At 37.7% G+C, this 19,233-nt stretch carries 15 protein-coding genes; 9 read left to right on the forward strand and 6 right to left on the reverse strand.

Features of this window, described 5'->3' with window-relative positions; translation table 11 throughout:
* Positions 1 to 28 precede the first annotated feature (28 nt).
* The 9 genes from surA (at position 29) to I6E69_RS01180 (ending at position 10,898) form a co-directional block, all read left to right on the forward strand.
* A complete protein-coding gene (gene surA, locus I6E69_RS01140) occupies positions 29 to 1,324 on the forward strand; it encodes a peptidylprolyl isomerase SurA (protein ID WP_002960833.1) in 1,296 nt (431 codons plus the stop codon).
* 2 nt (positions 1,325 to 1,326) lie between these two features.
* Positions 1,327 to 2,319, forward strand: a complete 993-nt coding sequence (gene pdxA / locus I6E69_RS01145) for a 4-hydroxythreonine-4-phosphate dehydrogenase PdxA (RefSeq protein ID WP_002960836.1) — start codon at positions 1,327 to 1,329, stop codon at positions 2,317 to 2,319.
* Positions 2,316 to 3,122: a 16S rRNA (adenine(1518)-N(6)/adenine(1519)-N(6))-dimethyltransferase RsmA gene (gene rsmA, locus I6E69_RS01150; RefSeq protein ID WP_002960838.1), complete on the forward strand. Its 807-nt coding sequence runs from the start codon at positions 2,316 to 2,318 to the stop codon at positions 3,120 to 3,122. The genes pdxA and rsmA overlap by 4 nt, the downstream gene beginning before the upstream one ends.
* Positions 3,106 to 3,495, forward strand: coding sequence for a Co2+/Mg2+ efflux protein ApaG (gene apaG / locus I6E69_RS01155; RefSeq protein WP_002960839.1), 390 nt, complete (start codon positions 3,106 to 3,108; stop codon positions 3,493 to 3,495). The genes rsmA and apaG overlap by 17 nt, the downstream gene beginning before the upstream one ends.
* Positions 3,496 to 3,503: 8 nt before the next feature.
* Complete coding sequence (locus tag I6E69_RS01160; RefSeq protein WP_197120383.1) at positions 3,504 to 4,322, forward strand: symmetrical bis(5'-nucleosyl)-tetraphosphatase; 819 nt, start codon at positions 3,504 to 3,506, stop codon at positions 4,320 to 4,322.
* A gap of 137 nt (positions 4,323 to 4,459) precedes the next feature.
* Positions 4,460 to 6,475, forward strand: a complete 2,016-nt coding sequence (locus tag I6E69_RS01165; protein WP_197120384.1) for a methyl-accepting chemotaxis protein — start codon at positions 4,460 to 4,462, stop codon at positions 6,473 to 6,475.
* A gap of 685 nt (positions 6,476 to 7,160) precedes the next feature.
* Entirely contained in the window at positions 7,161 to 7,592 is a 432-nt protein-coding gene (locus tag I6E69_RS01170) for a transposase (RefSeq protein WP_197120385.1), read from the forward strand.
* 830 nt (positions 7,593 to 8,422) lie between these two features.
* Complete coding sequence (locus I6E69_RS01175; protein WP_197120386.1) at positions 8,423 to 9,622, forward strand: RDD family protein; 1,200 nt, start codon at positions 8,423 to 8,425, stop codon at positions 9,620 to 9,622.
* Between the two features lies 1 nt (position 9,623).
* On the forward strand, positions 9,624 to 10,898 hold the full coding sequence (locus I6E69_RS01180; RefSeq protein WP_197120387.1) for a PrsW family intramembrane metalloprotease: 1,275 nt from the start codon (positions 9,624 to 9,626) through the stop codon (positions 10,896 to 10,898).
* 296 nt (positions 10,899 to 11,194) lie between these two features.
* Here the strand turns inward: I6E69_RS01180 and I6E69_RS01185 are convergent, their stop codons facing one another.
* The 6 genes from I6E69_RS01185 to cysC form a co-directional block, all read right to left on the reverse strand.
* Positions 11,195 to 12,436: a hypothetical protein gene (locus I6E69_RS01185; RefSeq protein WP_197120388.1), complete on the reverse strand. Its 1,242-nt coding sequence runs from the start codon at positions 12,434 to 12,436 to the stop codon at positions 11,195 to 11,197.
* Positions 12,437 to 12,921: 485 nt separating this feature from the next.
* Positions 12,922 to 14,088, reverse strand: coding sequence for a nucleotide sugar dehydrogenase (locus tag I6E69_RS01190; protein WP_197120389.1), 1,167 nt, complete (start codon positions 14,086 to 14,088; stop codon positions 12,922 to 12,924).
* Between the two features lie 169 nt (positions 14,089 to 14,257).
* Positions 14,258 to 15,712, reverse strand: coding sequence for a capsule assembly Wzi family protein (locus I6E69_RS01195; protein ID WP_197120390.1), 1,455 nt, complete (start codon positions 15,710 to 15,712; stop codon positions 14,258 to 14,260).
* A 435-nt stretch (positions 15,713 to 16,147) separates the two neighbouring features.
* Complete coding sequence (gene galU / locus I6E69_RS01200; protein WP_197120391.1) at positions 16,148 to 17,068, reverse strand: UTP--glucose-1-phosphate uridylyltransferase GalU; 921 nt, start codon at positions 17,066 to 17,068, stop codon at positions 16,148 to 16,150.
* A gap of 437 nt (positions 17,069 to 17,505) precedes the next feature.
* Positions 17,506 to 18,462: a DHH family phosphoesterase gene (locus tag I6E69_RS01205; protein ID WP_197120392.1), complete on the reverse strand. Its 957-nt coding sequence runs from the start codon at positions 18,460 to 18,462 to the stop codon at positions 17,506 to 17,508.
* Between the two features lie 31 nt (positions 18,463 to 18,493).
* A complete protein-coding gene (cysC, locus tag I6E69_RS01210; RefSeq protein ID WP_197120393.1) occupies positions 18,494 to 19,096 on the reverse strand; it encodes an adenylyl-sulfate kinase in 603 nt (200 codons plus the stop codon).
* Between the last annotated feature and the right edge of the window lie 137 nt (positions 19,097 to 19,233).

Genomic DNA, 19,233 nt, shown 5'->3' on the forward strand with positions numbered 1-19,233 from the left:
TACTATCAGCAAGAGTAGTAAAAAGAATATGAATTTAAAAAAATTATTAACATCAGCAGTTTTAAGTGCCAGCCTTTGTCAAAGTGTAATGGCTGCACCAGTAGAAATAGATAAAGTTATTGGCGTTGTAAACCAAGGCGTAATTTTAAAAAGCGAAGTAGACACCATAATTGATCGTGTTAAAAAGCAAGCACAAGAACAAGGCCAGCAATTACCAAAAGATGAAACACTTCGTGTACAAGCTGTAGAGCGTTTAGTTAATCAAGCGCTTATGATGCAAATGGCTGAGCGTATGGGGTTACAAATCTCAGACAGCCAACTCGATCAAACTCTCGCTAACATGGCAAAAGAGCAAGGCGGAACAATTGCCGACTTACGCCGCACTATTGAAGGTTCGGGCGAAAGCTTTCAAGCTTACCGTGAAGAAATTCGTAAAGAAATCACAACGCAGCAAGTAACACGTGCAAGCGTTGATCGTCGTATTTATATTAGCGAACAAGAAGTTGATAACCTTTTAAAAATTATGGAAACCCAAGGTCAAAGTGCTGAAGAGTACGACATTGGTCATATTTTAATAGATATCCCTAACGATGCGACAGCTGACGAAATTGCTGATGCAAAAACACGTGCAGATAAAGTTATTGAGCTATTAAACGATGGCCAAGAATTTAAGCGTATTGCTATTTCATCATCAAGCGGCTCTAAAGCACTTGAAGGTGGACAACTTGGTTACATGGGCATTAACGAAATGCCATCGCTTTTTGCTGAAGCAGTAAAAGGCCAAAAGAAAGGCGCTATTGTTGGCCCACTTCGCTCTGGTGCAGGTTTTCATATCATTAAAGTACAAGACGTTCGTGGTCTACAAGTTGTAGAAACAACTGAGGTACGTTCACGCCATATACTTATTAAACCTTCAATTATTTTAAGTGAAGAGAAAGCACGCTCAATGCTTGCAGGCTTTGCAAAAGACTTACGTGCAGGAACAGCCGACTTTGGTGAACTTGCTAAAGAGTACTCAGAAGATCCTGGCTCTGCACTTAAAGGTGGCGAGTACGATTGGACAGATCCAACTACCTACGTACCTGCGTTTAAAGATACATTACTTTCTCTTAAAGAAAATGAAATAAGCGAACCGTTTAGAACACAGTTTGGTTGGCATATTGTGCAGTTACTTGGCAAACGTGTAGCTGATAAAACTGAACTAGCTAAACGTAACCGTGCTCACGGTATGTTGTTTAACCGTAAATTTAAGGAAGAAAGTTTTAACTGGCAGCAAGAAATGCGCGAGCAAGCTCACGTTGAAATTTTCCCTATAGACCAATAAATATGACTCTAAGAATTGCTATTACACCGGGTGAACCAGCCGGTATTGGCCCAGATTTACTACTCACGCTTGCTCAGCAAGCGTGGGACGCTCAACTAATAGCGATTGCTGATGGCAAACTATTAAAAGAGCGTGCAAAGCATTTAGGCTTAACAATAAACTTAATTAACTTTGATGATAATGCCCCCGCCATAGCAGCACCTGCAGGCAGTTTGTATATTCATCAGGTTGATTTAGGTGCGGATGTAGAGCTTGGCGTACTAAACGACGGTAATGGCCAATATGTGTTAGATACCTTGCGTATAGCAAGTGAAAAAAACATGGATGGCACGTTCGATGCGGTTGTTACGGGCCCTGTTCACAAAGGCATTATTAACAAAGCGGGCATTTCATTTAGCGGACATACTGAGTATTTTGCGCAGCAATCAAATACTGCAGATGTAGTTATGATGCTTGCAACTGAAGGTTTACGCGTTGCACTTGTAACCACGCATATTCCACTTGCGTATGTATCGCGTGCCATTACTCCTGAGCGCTTAACTAAAGTAGCGGGTATTTTAAATCACGACTTACAAACTAAGTTTGGGATAGAAAAACCACGTATTTTAGTGTGTGGCTTAAACCCACATGCAGGTGAAGATGGCCATTTAGGCCGTGAAGAAATAGAAACAATCACCCCAACGCTTGAAATACTTAGAAGCGAAGGGATGAATTTAATTGGCCCACTACCGGCCGATACCTTATTTCAACATAAATACCTATCTGAAGCAGATGCAGTACTTGCTATGTATCACGATCAGGGATTACCTGTGCTAAAATACAAAGGATTTGGTAAATCGGTGAATATCACCCTTGGCTTACCATTTATCCGCACCTCAGTTGACCACGGTACTGCACTCGATTTAGCAGGGACTGGTACAGCTGACGTTGGCAGTTTTGAATTAGCGATCCGCGAAGCAATTAAGCTCGCCCAAGAAAAAGCACAAAATCAATGACCGATAAAGTACATTTAGGACACCGCGCTCGTAAGCGTTTTGGGCAAAACTTTTTATTTGATGAATCTATCATCGATAAAATAGTCTCTGCGATTGATCCTAAACCAGAAGACAACTTAGTAGAAATTGGCCCCGGCCTTGGCGCAATTACTGAGCCAGTAGCCGACTTAAGCGGCCATTTAACGGTTGTTGAATTAGATAAAGACTTAGCACAACGATTAATTGAACACCCATTTTTGGGTCCTAAATTAACCGTTAACCAAGGCGATGCAATGACGTTTGACTTTGCAAGCTTGGTTCGCGATGACAAAAAATTAAAAGTGTTTGGTAACTTACCTTACAATATTTCGACACCGTTATTGTTTCACCTTTTTGAATTTTCAGATCATATTGAGCACATGCACTTTATGCTTCAAAAAGAAGTAGTAAAACGCATGGTAGCAGGCCCTGGTAGTAAAACATTTGGTCGCTTAAGCGTAATGACTCAATATTACTGTAATGCAATGCCGGTTGTTGAAGTACCACCTGAGTGCTTTAAACCAGCGCCAAAAGTTGACTCTGCTGTTATTCGTTTAATACCTAAAAAGCCAGAGCAACGTACAGCAAAAAGCGTTAAAATTTTAAACACAGTGTGTTTAGAAGCATTTAACCAGCGCCGCAAAACGCTACGTAATAGTTTAGGTAACTTACTTACCGCAGAAGAACTAACTAGCATTGGCATTGATATAACGCTGCGTGCTGAGCGCTTATCTTTACAACAATTTATTGATATAGCTAACTGGATTTATGACAACAAGCAGTAACATTGGATCGCCTGTAAAGGTATCTGTAGAAACATTTTACGTAGAAGGTCAATCTCAACCTGAGCTTGAAAAATATGTATTTGCTTACTCGGTAACAATTAAAAACCATAGTTTATGCAGTGCAAAATTACTGAGCCGCTATTGGTTAATTACCGACGCAAATGGCAAACAAGTAGAAGTTGAAGGCGAAGGCGTTGTTGGCGAAATGCCAGATATTGGCCCAGGCGAAAGCTATAAATACACCAGCGGTGCAATTTTAGATACACCTGTAGGCACTATGCAAGGCCATTACACGTTACGCAACGAGTTTGGCTCTGAGTTTCAGGCGCCTATTAATGTGTTTCGTTTGGCTTGCCCTAACATTTTGCATTAAGCACTTAGATGGCAGATTATGCGATAGGTGATTTACAAGGGTGCTTTAGTGAATTTAACACCCTTTTACAACGGGTTGATTTTAACCCAAGTAAAGATCACCTATATTTAGTTGGCGACATAGTTGCTCGCGGGCCAGACTCCCTAGCCTGCTTAGACTATATTTACCAACATCAAAATAGCATGACCATCACTTTAGGCAATCACGACCTTCACATGGTTTCCTGCTACTTTCTTAACAAACCTATCAATCCAAAAGATAAATTAAACCCAATATTTGAAAGCCCTAAATTGGCTAACTACATCGCTTTTTTACAAACCCAGCCATTGGCATTAGAGCTTATAAAACATAACTGCTTTATATCTCACGCGGGGTTAAACCCCGATTGGTCTGTTGAAGATGCGCTAAAACAAGCTCAATTTGCACAAAGCTGTTATCAATCAAGTAACGCAAAAGCGTTTTTTGAACACATGTACCAGGCTCACCCCGCTAGGTGGTCTAACACCCTTGATGACTTTGCAAAGTTTAGATACATAGTTAATTACTTTACCCGCATGCGTTTTTTAACAAGTGATAACAAACTCGAGCTTAATGCAAAGGGTGCAATAACCGACAGCGAAACTCTTACTCCTTGGTTTAACCACCCCAATATAGCTAAATCTAAACACGATATTATTTTTGGCCACTGGGCCGCACTTGAAGGTAGAACAGGTAATTCACGGGTTCACGCCCTAGACACAGGCTGCGTATGGGGTAACACCATGAGCCTAATGGAGCTGAGTACTAAAAAAATAATTGTAGAAAATTCCCACCTTTCGTCTAAATAAACTGAAAAAAAACAATACATCTGTTAGATTTATCAATTAATAGTTAAAATTAATTAAAGTAATTGATTTTAATTACTTAACTTATTGGTACAAACGCCGATAAGTCTTAATTGAAGTACTTTTTGAGTGGAAATCTTATGAACCTGACAGTAAGCCAGCGTATTTGGGGTGGTTTTATATTTATCACACTATTATTATTAATAATTGGTGGTAATTCCTTAATAAAAATTGCAAATATTGACCGTTCCACTCAAAAAGTGAACCAACTATCACTCCCAGCATTAAATAAAAGCTCTGAGCTACAAGCCGAATTTATTTTAATGAGTAAAGCCGCTCAAGCGAGCTTTTACACGACATCAGCCAATGAGCTTGCACCAATAAAAGCACAAGTCCTTGAGCAAAAACAGCAATTCAACACGCTGCACCGTGAGCTTCAAGACGTAGTAAAAAACGATGCTGCACTTAATCAAAGCAGCCAAAATGTAGAAAAAACCTATTTAAGCTTTTTAAGCACCGTTGAAAATTTATTAGCAGATAAAGGCAAGCAACTAGCATTAAATAAAACATTAAAAGCACAATTAGAAAACATAGAACTAAGTGCAGAAGATGCTAACTCTGTTGTACTCGATATTATCGACATTGACGGGTTTGAACAAAACCACCCTCGCGCTTATCAAGCTGCAAATAATTTAGAAAACAACTTTATGTCGGTAGTTAGTAACAGCACCGACATGCTAACTGTTAAAACGCTTAACACTCTCGATATTGTTAAGAACGAGCAAACGTATTACCTTGAAGAAGTAGTACGCACCGTTGATTTAATTAAGCCAGCAATAGAGCAAACGCATAGCGACTTATATTCAAGCCTAAAAGAATATGTTGATATTTTAGAAAATAACATAAAGGGCAGTAACAGCTTAGCAGCAAACAAAAAACGTTTAATTGATTCGATTACGCTTACGCAATCAGAGCTTGCACAGTCAGAGCAAGCCACCAAAATGGCACTTAACCAAATTGACGAGCTAGTTAATCAAGCAAGTGACGTTGCGTTTAAATTACAACAAGGTGTGCGCAGCGATGTAGACTCAGCTAATTTATGGACCTGGGTTGGCATGGTTATAGCCACTCTTTTAGCAATTGTGATTGCCATTATTACTGTTAGCCGCATTACTAAACCACTTGCCGAAGTGAATCGCATTTTAGATATTGTTGCCAGTGGCGACATGACACAACGTTTAGATGACAGCGCTAAAGACGAGTTTGGCGAACTATCTAAAAGTTGTAATACACTAATTGACAGCCTACGCAGCCTAATTAAGGGCATTATTTCGCGCTCTACTCAGCTTGCAGCAGCATCAGAGCAAACATCGGCCATTACCTCAGAATCAAGCCAAGCAATTCGTAACCAACAAGCACAAGTTGAACAAGCAGCTACTGCAACAACCGAAATGAGCAGTACATCGCAAACGGTTAGTAACAGCGCTCAACAAGCACTTAGCGAAATTAAAAATGCTGATAAAGAAGCTGAACGCGTTAAAGGTATTTCGAATAACAATAAAGCCACGATTGAACAGCTAGCACGTGAAGTAGACGACGCCTCACAAGTTATAAATAAACTGCATCAAGATAGCGCATCAATAGGCAGCATTTTAGATGTAATACGCGGAATAGCGGATCAAACGAACCTACTTGCTCTAAATGCCGCAATTGAAGCTGCGCGAGCTGGTGAATATGGCAGAGGCTTTGCTGTTGTAGCTGACGAAGTACGCTCTCTAGCGAGTAAAACTCAAGAGTCGACCCAAGAGATACAATCAATGATTGAATCGCTACAAACAGGTGCAGAAGCTGCAGTAACGGCAATGAGCAAAGGTAAACAACGCGCTGTATCGTGTGTTGAGCAAACCGACCTAGCAAGTAGCGCACTTGATTCGATTACATTTGCGGTTTCGCAAGCCCACGACGTAAGTGAAGAAATTTCGACTGCAGCACTTGAGCAACAACAAGTAGCACAAGAAATTAGCGAACGCCTTGAGTCGATTGTAGCCATCGCAGAGCAAACAGCCGAAGGCGCAAACCAAACTAATATTTCAAGTTCAGAAGTAGCAAAACTTGCTGAAGAGCTTCGCCTGTCGGTAGACGAATTTAAAGTTTAAGTTTACTAAAACGATTAAAAAACCCCGATGGTACTATGCACCATCGGGGTTTTTGTTTATTAGAGCTTTAAAGCGAGATGTAAAACTTTACCTACAACATACACACACCCTGTAAGTGCGCATTTAGTTCGCGCTCATCTAATTTAACTTTACCAGAGCGAGGTATAAAACCTCACCTACAACATACACACCCTGTAGGTGCGAATTTACTTCGCTCTCATCTAACCTAACTTTACCAAAGCGAGGTATAAAACCTCACCTACAAGATATGCCACCTGTAGGTGCGAATTTACTTCGCGCTTTTCCAATTTAACTTTACCAAAGCGAGGTATAAAACCTCACCTACAATATCCCCCTGTAGGTGCAAATTTACTTCGCGGTCATCTAACCTAACGTTACCAAAAGCGAGGTATAAAACCTCACCTACAACATCCCCCCTGTAGGTGCAAATTTACTTCGCGATCATCTAACCTAACGTTACCAAAGCGAGGTATAAAACCTCACCTACAACATGCCTCCCCCTGTAGGTGCGAATTTACTTCGCGCTCATCGACCTTAACTTTACCAAAGCGAGGTATAAAACCTCACCTACAATATATGCCACCTGTAGGTGCGAATTTACTTCGCGATCTCTTAATTTGAAACCTCTGCTACCTTTAATAAAAAGTATTGAAAGACTGTAAAAATGTATCGTTCTGATTTATTGCGAAAAGGCAGAGTATCATTAACAAATCGATTTTACTCAATCACACTAGTGGCACACAAAAGAGAAAACATATTTATTTCTATGGATATTAATCGTTTGATAATCACAGAAATGAAAAAGATAGAAACGCAAGAAGCAGCTAAAACAATAGCATTTGTAATTATGCCAAATCATATACATTGGCTAATTCAATTAGGAACTAAAAAAGCGCTGTCCGATGTAATTAAGTTATTTAAAGGCCGTTGCTCTAAAGTAACTCGTAACGATTTGGGTATGTATAAATTATGGCAACGTAACTACTATGATCACATGATTAGAAATGAAAATGATTTACTGAACAATGCTAGATATATTATTGCTAACCCTTTGCGCGCTAAAATCGTCGATAAAATTGCTTCATACCCTTACTAGGATTGTATTTATATAAAATAAAAAGCGAGATAATAAAACCTCACCTACAACTTATATACACCAATTACTAACTACTAATATATCGCTTTTTTCTTCCTTACTTAAGTATGTACTGCTGATGGAATAATTATACTAAAAAAATATCACTGTAAATCGGGATGGCAATCGGAGAAAATTCTACATTTGGCTTCTATTATTTTTTGTGGGGATTACCGATGAAGCTATGGCATAGGTAAATATTAAAATACTTCCTTACAAACCGAGATATCGTGGGTATTAGTAATATTATTAACCGTCATGCAAAGAAAAAATGTTTTTAGTTCATTGTATGCACTATAAATTTTTATTTGATATGCATGGCAGGAATGTATACTATTCCCGGCTAGTCAGTTGTAGCACTTATCAAATTGGACGATGAGTTGACATGAAAGTAAAACGTATTCATTTCCCATTATCCCTATCCAATATGTGCCCACTGTTTTGAAAAGTATTAAACGCTAGAGCGTTATCAAATTTAAAGACACAACTAGCGCACTCTCACATTTGTTAACAGGCAGATTGTCATGCTTCGCCGTGCACGCCAATACAGATAGGATCAAGTAAGTTTGGCTCTGTGCTATTTGAGTTTCATCTAAAACTAAATGCGAAAAATATCGTTTTAAGATGATGGCGATAGGTAAGAGCATAGCAAACCACTTAAAAGTCCAAGTGAGTTCACCTTAGCGCAACCGTTGATTGAAGACACCCGTTTGTGAGCGCCTGTTCATAACCAAAATAAAGCTAATAAAATTCTATTGCGAACTTAAATATTAAAGGGACTGAAATATATTATGATGAAGTGTGATGTTATCTACAGAGGGATCAGTAATAAAAATAATATCGCTAACCTTGCTGGCGTAATTAAGCGTTGTTTCCCAAGCGCATCTAAAGCAGATGTCATCGGCTATTTAAAGCAAGATAATCTCGTGCTTTTTACCGATTTGGACGAAGAAAAAGCCAATAAAATCGAACAGGCTATCATTAAGTTTGGTGGAAAAGTTGAGCTTCAATTTAAACATAATAATGAAGATCTTTTTAATCTTGAAGACATTGAAGAAGTCGATGACTTGGCCGCAGAAGAAGAAATTGAAACTGTTGCCGTAGTTGAAGACATTTCGACAATAGAAGCGGATGCAGCCCAAGAACCTGCCAATGAAAATGACACAATAAAAGTAGACACCTTTCTAATAGCAAAACCGTGGAAACGTGTCGCGGCCGTGTGCATTGACCAACTAATAACGATGGTTTTTACGTTTATCATTACGTATTTGATACTGACCTTTTTTCCAGCCACACTTGAAAGCTTAAAGTACCTTGGATTTGTGTTAAGTCTTGTTTATTTCACGCTGATGACTGGCAATTTATCAGGCGGAAAAACAATTGGCGCAAGGCTATTAAAAATAAAAGTAATAGATGAAAACTCGGCCCCATTAAACTTACTTAACGCCTTCATAAGATCCATTGTATTCTTAGTAGGCTTCGCCTTTTTCTTGATATCAGCGATAAGTATTTTCTTCAACCCTAAGCGTCGAGGATTCCATGATTTAATGTCGGGGGCTTATGTTGTTGAAGAGGAAACAAGTAGCTTTATTAGCTCTAATGCTTTTACTGTAAAAGCACAAAAAATGGCATTTGAGCAACTCAAAAGAGCGCAAACAATTGGTATGGTAAAACTACAAGAATCTGTAGTACAAATAAATTCATCAATACCTTATCTAGAGAATGCGGGCTACATTATTGAAGATCTTGAGATGGAAGTCGGTGTATCACCAAAGGTTAATGTCATTATTAAAATGAACAGTGAAACGACGCTATCAATGGAAGAGCTTGAAGAGAAAGTTAAAGATAAACCGATCGTGGCAATGTTAGTTCGCGCAATCAAAATGAGTGCTGATTTACAAAGAAAAGTTAACATCAGAAGTATGAAAAGTGTAGGTATGGAAATCAGCCTCGCCGTAACACCATCTGTAAAACTATTATTTACGAGGTAGTATGATGGCGTGTACTTATAAGCTCGTTTTTAAAGGGGATATTGCCCCGGATAAAAACCGAGGGAAAGCAGTAAATGAGTTTGCTTCGCTCTTTAATATTTCAATCGCTAAAGCTGAGCAATATTTTAATGGCAGAAGCTATGTATTAAAGAAGGGTCTAAGTCACGGAAAAGCCCAGTACATGTCTGAGGTGATGCTAGAAGCTGGCATTATCTGCTATGTAATGGGTAATGAGAATGCAAGTAATCGTTTTTCATCAAAAGGAGATGTAATAGCTAAAAAAACGTTGTTTCAAAACCGAGCGACATTAAGTCAGCATGTCACCTCCTTTGCGGGCACTACAGATCTGGCGGACTTCAACATCAAGCTACTTTTTTCAGATGTGTTTAAGAAAAGAAATGATGAAGAGCTTGAAGAGTATTATTCGGTTGGAACGATGACAACAACACCTGATATCAATGAAATAACATCCGAATTCCCAAGACCTTGGTTATTTATTCGGCTTTTTGGATTGATGCTACTAACCTATTTTGGCTTTATTTACTCATTTGAATATTGGGAAAATATCAAACTATTGCCCGGCTTAATTTTTGTGGGCACGTTTGCAATGCCTTTGAGTGTACTCGTTTTCTTTTTCGAGACAAACGTGCCAAGAAATGTATCATTAATAAAAGTATTTAAACTCGTTCTACAAGGCGGGATACTGTCGCTCATTTTTTCATTGCTCATGTTTCAATTAACTTCTGACTTAAACTGGCTAGGCCCACCTGTTGCAGGTTTAGCTGAAGAGCCAGGTAAATTAATCGCACTTCTATTAATAGCAAATGCAGTCAGATACCCATATATTTTAAACGGTTTATTGTTTGGAGCTGCTGTTGGCTGTGGTTTTGGTTCATTTGAAAGTGCTGGGTATGCGTTTGAAATTCTTTTGAGTCAGAACTATACCTCAATGATAGATAACATTAATTTACGAGGTGTCTTGTCTCCCTTTGGGCATATAATTTGGACCGGTATGATAGGTGCTGCATTATGGAAAGTTAAGCAAGGCAGACCCTTTATGATAAGTATGCTATTTGAGTATACTTTTGTACGGGTTTTTCTAATAGCAACGCTTTCACATATGCTATGGAATAGTGGAGACTGGCTTTTGCCTTGGATCATTAAAGCCTCTTTTATTTCAGTCGTTGGTTGGATAGTTATATTTTCTTACATTAATGAAGGCGTATTAGAGCTAAAGTCATTAAAAAATAACGCGACTTCCAAAGAGAGTGTGTGATCAGAATGCTGATCAATAACAGACCAAAATTGAAGTAAACATACACAGAGTTTATACGAGGCAATAAGACAGCGCAGTCTAACTTACATTTATTAAGTACAATCTTATGTATTTAGCGGTGAGTCTGTAACTGCCATTTTAATAAAGTAGGAAATAAAAACATAACCAAGTAATGTGATTCAAGTTTTTTGAAATAGCCCTATGGAAATAATTAGGGCTATTGTCATAGGGCTTTAAAAGTAAAACTGCTTTTCTTAAAAATAGATATAAATATTCAGTGTTTAGAATTTACTTCGTTACTCAAGAATTTCAATTTCCACTGCGGTCTCGCTAAAACCACCAATGGTTTGTGACCCTGCGATTCGCATATCAAGTTCAAGCGTTTGATTACCTGCAGTAAAATTAGACAGGGCAAACTCTATTGATACTGTTCCAGCCGACAATGGAACAAAATCATAAAGTTGGGTATCTGGGGTTATATCTACATTAAAGTTAGTGTCTTTTACTTTTAGGTTGAAGTTTAAATTAGACAAAATTTCCACACTCGAAGTACTGCTATCTACAAGAGAGAATGAGTTTACGATAAATTCAAGCTCTGCATCATACTTAACACTCAGTGGCTTTCTATCGACCCAATTATAAGTGAAGTCATTAATATAATAAGTGAATAAATTATGTTCACCTAGCTCATGCGCTTCTTTTTGAGCTGCGACCTCTTCTGCAGTTACTCCTACAGGGTAGAGCATCATGAAATTATTTGCTAGGCCACCGCGACTTATCGAAAACTGTCGACTTGTTTCAAGTTCAGCAAAGCTCGTACTGACTGCTATGTGTTCATAGTAATCACCTACTGCAAGCGATTGTTCAAACTTATTTTCACTATCAAGTATAACCACATCTTGTGACTCTTGAACATACTCCCCATCCTCATTACGTTTATAACGTGTCACTGTAATACTTGTGGCAATCACCGTATTTTCATCTTGCTCACCCGTTGATGAAAGTTCTGCATCATTAAGTGGGTTGAAATATATTATACTTGTACCTAGTTGCGATTGGACAGGCTGTTCTGCAAACATAATCACAGCTGAAGCATTGTCAATATCATAAGTGCCATTAGCATCAGTAATAGCCACTAACTCAATACTAACTTCACCCGCTGTTTGTGAGGTTACATTCAGCTTAAAAGTCTTAGTGCTATCAAACGTTATTTCACCGCTATCAGGTAAAGTCAAAAAACTATCTGAGAAAACTATGTCTCCTTGGGCGCCATTTAACTGAAATTTAGCCCCTGTGATATCAGCATCCACTTCTACAGTGATAATATTTTCACATTTTACTGTTGCTGTGCAGCTCAGTTCATTATCTACTGTAAAACTAACAACTTTTGGGGCTTCAGTGGTTACACTACCGGTCGAGCCTCCACCTCCTGTTGATGTATTAGTACTCTCAGATGGATCTGAGCCCCCACCTCCGCCACACGCAGTTAGAAGTAAAGTTAAAATGAGTACCCATACATAATTAGCATTCCGTTTCATATTATTCCTTATTTTTACTATTCTTAATTCAATATTGAGCAACAACAGTTGCTACTCAATATATTTAGCATTGCTCTCTTTGAGTTTTATATATTATAAAACTCAAAGATACACATGTTAAATATTAGTAAATTTTAATTTCTATATCCATAGTTTTATTAACCTTTTTTTATAGAATTAATAATACAGAGGAATTAACATATTAAGGTTTTACCTGACAACTAAAGAAATCTAGCCAGTAATATGCTGATTCAAGGTAAGGAAAAATAAGAGAGAAAGGTATTGGTAAGGTTATGTAAGCAATTTAAATGAATGGTTTATACTTGTTATTAAATTAATAAGGTAATGTTTAGAAATATGTTTCATTTCAGTATTAATATAAAAAAGAGAAATGACTGCTCGCTTATTTAATAACTATCTATGTTTGAAATACAGAAAATAAATGTAAGCGCCCATAATAAATGGACGCTATATAAAATTATATACTAGTCACTACCAAATAAATCACGTGTATAAACCTTATCAGCAATATCGCTAAGCTCTTCAACCATGCGGTTAGATACAACAACGTCAGATATTTGTTTAAACTCACTTAAATCTTTAATTACACGCGAGTGATAGAATTCATCCTCTTCAAGTACTGGTTCGTAAACTACAACCTCAATACCTTTGGCTTTAATACGCTTCATAATACCTTGAATAGACGAAGCTCTAAAATTATCAGATCCGCTTTTCATTACTAACCTATATACACCAACCACTTTAGGGTTACGTTTAAGTATTGAGTCCGCAATAAAGTCTTTACGTGTCGTATTAGCATCAACAATGGCACCAATAATGTTGTTTGGTACATTTGCATAATTTGCACGTAATTGCTTAGTATCTTTTGGTAAGCAGTAGCCGCCATATCCAAACGATGGATTATTGTAATGATCACCAATACGTGGGTCTAAACTAACACCCTGTATAATTTGCTTAGAGTTTAAGCCATGTGCTTCAGCGTAGCTATCAAGCTCATTAAAGTAAGCTACACGCATTGCTAAGTAAGTATTTGAGAAAAGTTTAATAGCCTCAGCTTCAGTTGAGTCAGTAAACAGTACTTCAATATCTTCTTTGATAGCACCTTGCTTAAGTAAGCTTGCAAATACACTCGCGCGCTCACTTTGCTCACCAACTACAATACGTGATGGGTATAGGTTATCGTGTAGCGCTTTACCTTCACGTAAAAACTCAGGCGAAAATATTATGTTATTAATACCAAGTTTTTCTTTAATACTTTGTGTAAAGCCAACGGGTATAGTTGATTTAATTACCATAACTGCATCTGCGTTGTGCGCTATCGCATCTTTAATTACAGCCTCTACTGAGCTGGTATTAAAGTAGTTATTTTCAACATCGTAATCAGTGGGTGTAGCAATTATTACAAAGTCAGCATTTTTATAGGCTGCTACTTTGTCGGTAGTTGCTGTAAAGTTCAAGTCACTACGTGTTAAAAAATCACTAATTTCGGTATCCACAATAGGTGATTTTTTATCATTCAACAGTGCTATTTTGTGTTCGTCTATATCTAATGCGACCACTTCATTGTGCTGTGCTAGCAACATAGCGTTAGAAAGGCCTACATAGCCTGTACCAACTACGGCAATTTTCATACTAATCCTTTAAGGTTATTCAATAATTAATAAAAATGATTTTATCAGAGTTAATTACTATCAGCTATAAGTCACTTATTGTTAAACAGGTGACTTAAAAAGAGATTAGGCTAAAGATTACAGCAAACGTCTAATGCCCGGCTAGTTATAGCTAAAATCCTAACACAATTTACCATCCATAAAAGGCACCGACTCTAAAAAAGTTATCGTCAAAAACAGTTTTACCAGTATAAATTTCAACTCCCCAATAACCACTTTGTAATTGTTGTGTATATCGGGTTTCTAGTTCAAAGCCTATTGTGTAAGGCTTATCTGGTAAACGACCAGCTCCATTTCCATCTTGATTTTCTAAACCATTTTCTATACGTCGAATAGTAGTATCAATATTTTGTGTTGAACTATATTGCCATACCCAGTTAATAGATTGACTTTCAGCCGCCGGCTGATGATTTTCGCCACGCTCATTACCTGCCCAATGCCCTAAAACTTGGCCACTAATTGTATTACCCAAAGAGTATAACTTAGCTTGGTACCAACCCTCTTGCCAACGGCTGTTTTCAAGCCTTAAACTATGATCTTCGTGTAAATATGGTAAAAATAGTCCAAAGCTATAAGCATTATTCTTTTTGCCACCGCCAAAGGTATCTTCAAAACCAACGTCACCATAAAAACTAAAAGGCACATCAAACCAGGTCGCTTTATAGTCAAAACTAACAGAGGCAAGTTGGTCACCTACTTCATAATTTGGGCCAAACTCAGAAAGCTCTTCACCATTCACATTATCGTTATTACCGGGTAAGAAGAATGCTTCGGCAAAATCACTAATGCCAACAGAGCGATCTCCACCACCAAATTGCAATAAACGGTTAGCACCTAATGTTAAACCATCAAAAGGAGAAAAACTTAAATGCACCCCTGCTAAGTGAGGTTTACCTTCTACTTTTAAGCCAAGCTCTTTGCCTGAATTGATCGCAGGGTCTGTTTTCATTTTCATGTAAAACAAATCGTAACGTATATCAAAGTCGGTAATAGGTTCCACATTGCTAATACCAATAGAAGGGAGGGTTTTAGCATTTGTACTTAAAATCATTGCGCTATCGTTAAATGGTGAATACCAACGTTCCCTATAGCCTAAATCGACTTGTGCATACTCGTTACCAAAATAAACAAAGCTTTGAGTTGGGAGCAAATTATCTTCGTTGGCAATACCGCCCACACTTACACCAAAATGATTACCAAAATTAGCAAAGCCAGCGGCTTCTAATTTTAAATAAGTATCAACGCTTTGTCCGCGCTGATTAGGTATGGACTTAGATTCATTACCATAAGCTATTGTAGCTTTAGCATAAGTCATTGCATCAGTTTGCTTATATAGAGCGAGTTCGTTAAACAGTTTTTGATACAAACTGGGGTAACTGTGCTCAATAGATTTTAATACCTTTAGCACTTCTGTTGTTTTATAAGGCTTGCTCATCATATGAGCGTTGTCGCCAACAACAAGGAGCTTTTCAACTAGTTGCTCTAACTGTGGGTTTTGTTTTAAAGGTAAGTAAGGTGAGACCCCACTTGCAAAAACCTGAGAACTAAACATTAATCCAATTAATACAGGTAATTTTTTTAGCATTGTTCTTCCATTTATTGTTATGTTCTAGGTAATATTTACATAATAAAAAATCGCTGATGAGTTAACAACAACGATCTGTATTAATTTACTATCTCGGTTATATATAGTACTTAATTGATTACAACATACTAAATAACTCTTTGCGTGAGCAAGCTTCACGCCTACGAAGAGATAATTTAAAAATTAACTTTCGCCAAGCGCACCAGAGTATGTTTTTTGTAGGCGCCTTGCTTGCTGGCGCGTTTAATTTATACATAATCACATTAACAACCTTTTGCGTGAGCAAGCTTCACGCCTACAAAGAGTTTAATTTCATAGAATGTTGATGTCGCTTTAAATACTGAGCTTGGTAATATACAAACCTAATCTAAAAACAAAAAAACCGTATTTAAATTAAACACGGTTTATAATTTTATAATCAACACAGGTTATATCTTACAAATTAACCACATTGTTAAGTGTTGGCGCACTTTCGCCATTAACTAATGCTTTTAAATGTTGAGTAAACTCCTTACCTAGCCTTTCATCACGTATCGTATATTCAACAACGGCTTTTAAATAACCTAGCTTATCTCCACAGTCATGAGCACGCCCACTCATGTGGAACGCCTCTACAGCTTCTTGCATCATTAATGCATCAATAGCATCTGTAAGCTGTATTTCACCACCTGCGCCTACATGAGTTTTAGCCAGTAAAGGCCAAATATTTTTACTCAGCACATAGCGTCCAACAACAGCAAGGTTTGAAGGCGCGTCATCGGCAGCAGGCTTTTCGACCATAGTTTTAATTGCAGCACTTTTCCCTGGCATTAATTGAACACCGTTAATATCGGCAATACCATATTTGCTCACATCCTCTAATGCAACAGGCTCTAGCATAATTTGGCTTGCTTGAGCAGTATTAAAGCGCTTGATCATCGCGGCTAAATTTTCTGTTTTTTGATCAGCCGTATATGCATCAAGTATTACATCAGGAAGTAGCACAACAAAATCATTATTACCAACGATAGGTTTAGCACATAAAATTGCATGGCCTAAACCTTTAGCTTCACCTTGGCGTACACTCATAACAGTGACATCAGGTGGGCATATTGAGCGAACTTCCTCAAGTAACGTTCGCTTAACACGTTTCTCAAGAGTTGCTTCAAGCTCAAAGCTAGTATCAAAGTGGTTTTCTATCGCATTTTTAGAGCTATGCGTTACTAAAACAATTTCTTTAATACCCGCCGCAACACATTCATTCACAATGTACTGAATAAGTGGTTTATCAACTATTGGCAGCATTTCTTTAGGGATTGCTTTGGTCATTGGTAACATGCGAGTGCCTAAACCGGCTACAGGAATTACAGCCTTCATGAGTAGTCCTTTATTTAAATTTAGTATTTTTAACTTAGTAATTTGAACTTATATGTAAATTGAATCAAAATATCAGCTGGGTATAAAGTTAATATAGAGAAAGCACGTATCTTTTTATATTTACTTAAGAAGTGAATATTGTACATCAAAAGTTTACGTTTATACCCTTTAAAATGTTTTTACCACCGAGGCCCTGCAACGAGAAGATATTAGATTTTCTCCTTCACTTCTCTGTACTTATAATCTTTAATCACTTTATGAGCGAGGTATAAAACCGCACCTACAAAACAATTCTACCACCGAGAACACCGAGGCGCTTCGCCCTAATAGTAATCACCTATTCTTGTGCTCTCTGTACCCTCTGTGGTTATAACCATCACTTATACACTTTGTGAGTGTTCACTTAATAAATAAGATTTAGAACTCATCTAAAAACATTACTTATAGTAACCTACAAGATCTGAAATAAAGTTTGAGAGTTGAGACTCTGGCAGCTCATTAATTCCAGCAGCAGCCGCTCGCCCACCACCAGTTGCAAACTTACTACATATATCAACAGCTCCCTGCTTGTTACTAAGCGGAGCGCGTACACTAACAGTGTAACTTCCCTTATTATTGCTTGTAACAACACCATGTGCTTTTGTAGGAGCTTGATTAGCTAAATCGTTACCCAATACACCACTTACACGGCGCGCCCAAGGCTCGTCAGCTAATAAAATAACTTTAGCGGTTTCACAGTCGTGTAATATTTCAGCGTTTGCAGCTTTTTGCATGTCATCGTTATAAGCACGCTCTAAAGTATAGTAAACAGAGCTTTTGTCATTTATTGCATCAAACGGCGATTTATATTGTAAAAGCTGCTCATATAACGCCTCGGGTGCAAAGTGTAAATCAGCAACTTCACTTCCATAACCGTTATAGTTAATGTATGTACCAAAAGCTTTGAGTTGCGCTTTTTGTAGTTCACTTAATTTTAATTTATCGGCTTCAGCATCTGCTTTGGCGAATAAATTATCGCCATAGGCAGCTGTAATGGCCCATAAATGAAACTGCTTATCCATTAAATCACTCACAATTAAACTGGTGCACATATTTGCATCCAGATCTATATGAGAAAATAAATTTGCATGGTTCGGGATATCACCCGCTTTATGATGGTCTACGTACATAACCTTTGCACCAGCAGTTAAAGCATCGTGCAGAGCATCCATATTTTTTTCCATCGAAATATCGAACACTCTAATACAATCACCCGATTGTGGGGTTATTTTTTTTAATAACTGAATATCACGTTTTACACCCGTGACTTTTATAGTATCTGTAGGGTTAGCTAGCTGTAACTGTAGGAGTGCGATAATACCATCAGCATCACCATTAAAAATATCGTATTTCATGGGGTCTCAAAATTAAAAATAATGCAAGAAATCAGCTAATAACTTTCTTTTCTTTTAAATACTGAATAATTTGCTTTACGCTTTGCTCAATACTTTGCTCGGCCGTTTTTATATGTAACTCTGGTGATTCAGGTATATCAAAAGCAGAACTAATGCCTGTAAAGTTTGGAATTTCACCCGCACGTGCTTTTTTATATAAACCTTTTGGATCGCGGCTTTCGCAAACCTCTATTGGTGTATCTATAAATACCTCAACAAATTCACCTTGTGCCATTATAGCGCGAGCTTGCGCACGGTCACCTTTAAATGGTGATATAAACGCAGTAGATACAACAAGCCCTGCATCAACAAATAGTTTGGCAACTTCACTTATGCGGCGAATATTTTCAATGCGGTCTTCATCACTAAAGGTTAAACCTTTGTTTAGCCCCATTCGCACGTTATCGCCATCTAACAAATAAGTATGGCAGCCTAATTCAAATAATTTAGCTTCCACGGCATTTGCAATAGTTGATTTGCCTGAACCACTTAAACCGGTATACCAAAGTAATACAGGTTTATGGCCTTTGTGTTTCTGTTTTTCATCTCGCGACACGGTTTGAGTGTGCCATACTATATTTTCATCTTGGCTCATTTAAGCACCTTTATTTTAAATTATTTAAAGCCTGAATTTATAACATTTTATATTTTTTAGAGCTTGCTCACGTTAGAAGCGAAGCTCCTCATATATTTCAAATATAATAGCCAATATAAAAGCGCTGCTTTTAAACG

Source organism: Pseudoalteromonas sp. NZS100, from assembly GCF_015864815.1.
Lineage (GTDB): Bacteria > Pseudomonadota > Gammaproteobacteria > Enterobacterales > Alteromonadaceae > Pseudoalteromonas > Pseudoalteromonas distincta.

Excerpts from the sequence above, each read along its gene's own strand:
- pdxA (WP_002960836.1), top strand. The coding sequence starts at position 1,327 with ATGACTCTAAGAATTGCTATTACACCGGGTGAACCAGCCGGTATTGGC.
- I6E69_RS01205 (WP_197120392.1), bottom strand. The coding sequence starts at position 18,462 with ATGAAATACGATATTTTTAATGGTGATGCTGATGGTATTATCGCACTC.
- I6E69_RS01180 (WP_197120387.1), top strand. The coding sequence starts at position 9,624 with ATGATGGCGTGTACTTATAAGCTCGTTTTTAAAGGGGATATTGCCCCG.
- surA (WP_002960833.1), top strand. The coding sequence starts at position 29 with ATGAATTTAAAAAAATTATTAACATCAGCAGTTTTAAGTGCCAGCCTT.
- I6E69_RS01185 (WP_197120388.1), bottom strand. The coding sequence starts at position 12,436 with ATGAAACGGAATGCTAATTATGTATGGGTACTCATTTTAACTTTACTT.
- apaG (WP_002960839.1), top strand. The coding sequence starts at position 3,106 with ATGACAACAAGCAGTAACATTGGATCGCCTGTAAAGGTATCTGTAGAA.
- galU (WP_197120391.1), bottom strand. The coding sequence starts at position 17,068 with ATGAAGGCTGTAATTCCTGTAGCCGGTTTAGGCACTCGCATGTTACCA.
- rsmA (WP_002960838.1), top strand. The coding sequence starts at position 2,316 with ATGACCGATAAAGTACATTTAGGACACCGCGCTCGTAAGCGTTTTGGG.
- I6E69_RS01160 (WP_197120383.1), top strand. The coding sequence starts at position 3,504 with ATGGCAGATTATGCGATAGGTGATTTACAAGGGTGCTTTAGTGAATTT.
- I6E69_RS01165 (WP_197120384.1), top strand. The coding sequence starts at position 4,460 with ATGAACCTGACAGTAAGCCAGCGTATTTGGGGTGGTTTTATATTTATC.
- cysC (WP_197120393.1), bottom strand. The coding sequence starts at position 19,096 with ATGAGCCAAGATGAAAATATAGTATGGCACACTCAAACCGTGTCGCGA.
- I6E69_RS01175 (WP_197120386.1), top strand. The coding sequence starts at position 8,423 with ATGATGAAGTGTGATGTTATCTACAGAGGGATCAGTAATAAAAATAAT.
- I6E69_RS01190 (WP_197120389.1), bottom strand. The coding sequence starts at position 14,088 with ATGAAAATTGCCGTAGTTGGTACAGGCTATGTAGGCCTTTCTAACGCT.
- I6E69_RS01195 (WP_197120390.1), bottom strand. The coding sequence starts at position 15,712 with ATGCTAAAAAAATTACCTGTATTAATTGGATTAATGTTTAGTTCTCAG.
- I6E69_RS01170 (WP_197120385.1), top strand. The coding sequence starts at position 7,161 with ATGTATCGTTCTGATTTATTGCGAAAAGGCAGAGTATCATTAACAAAT.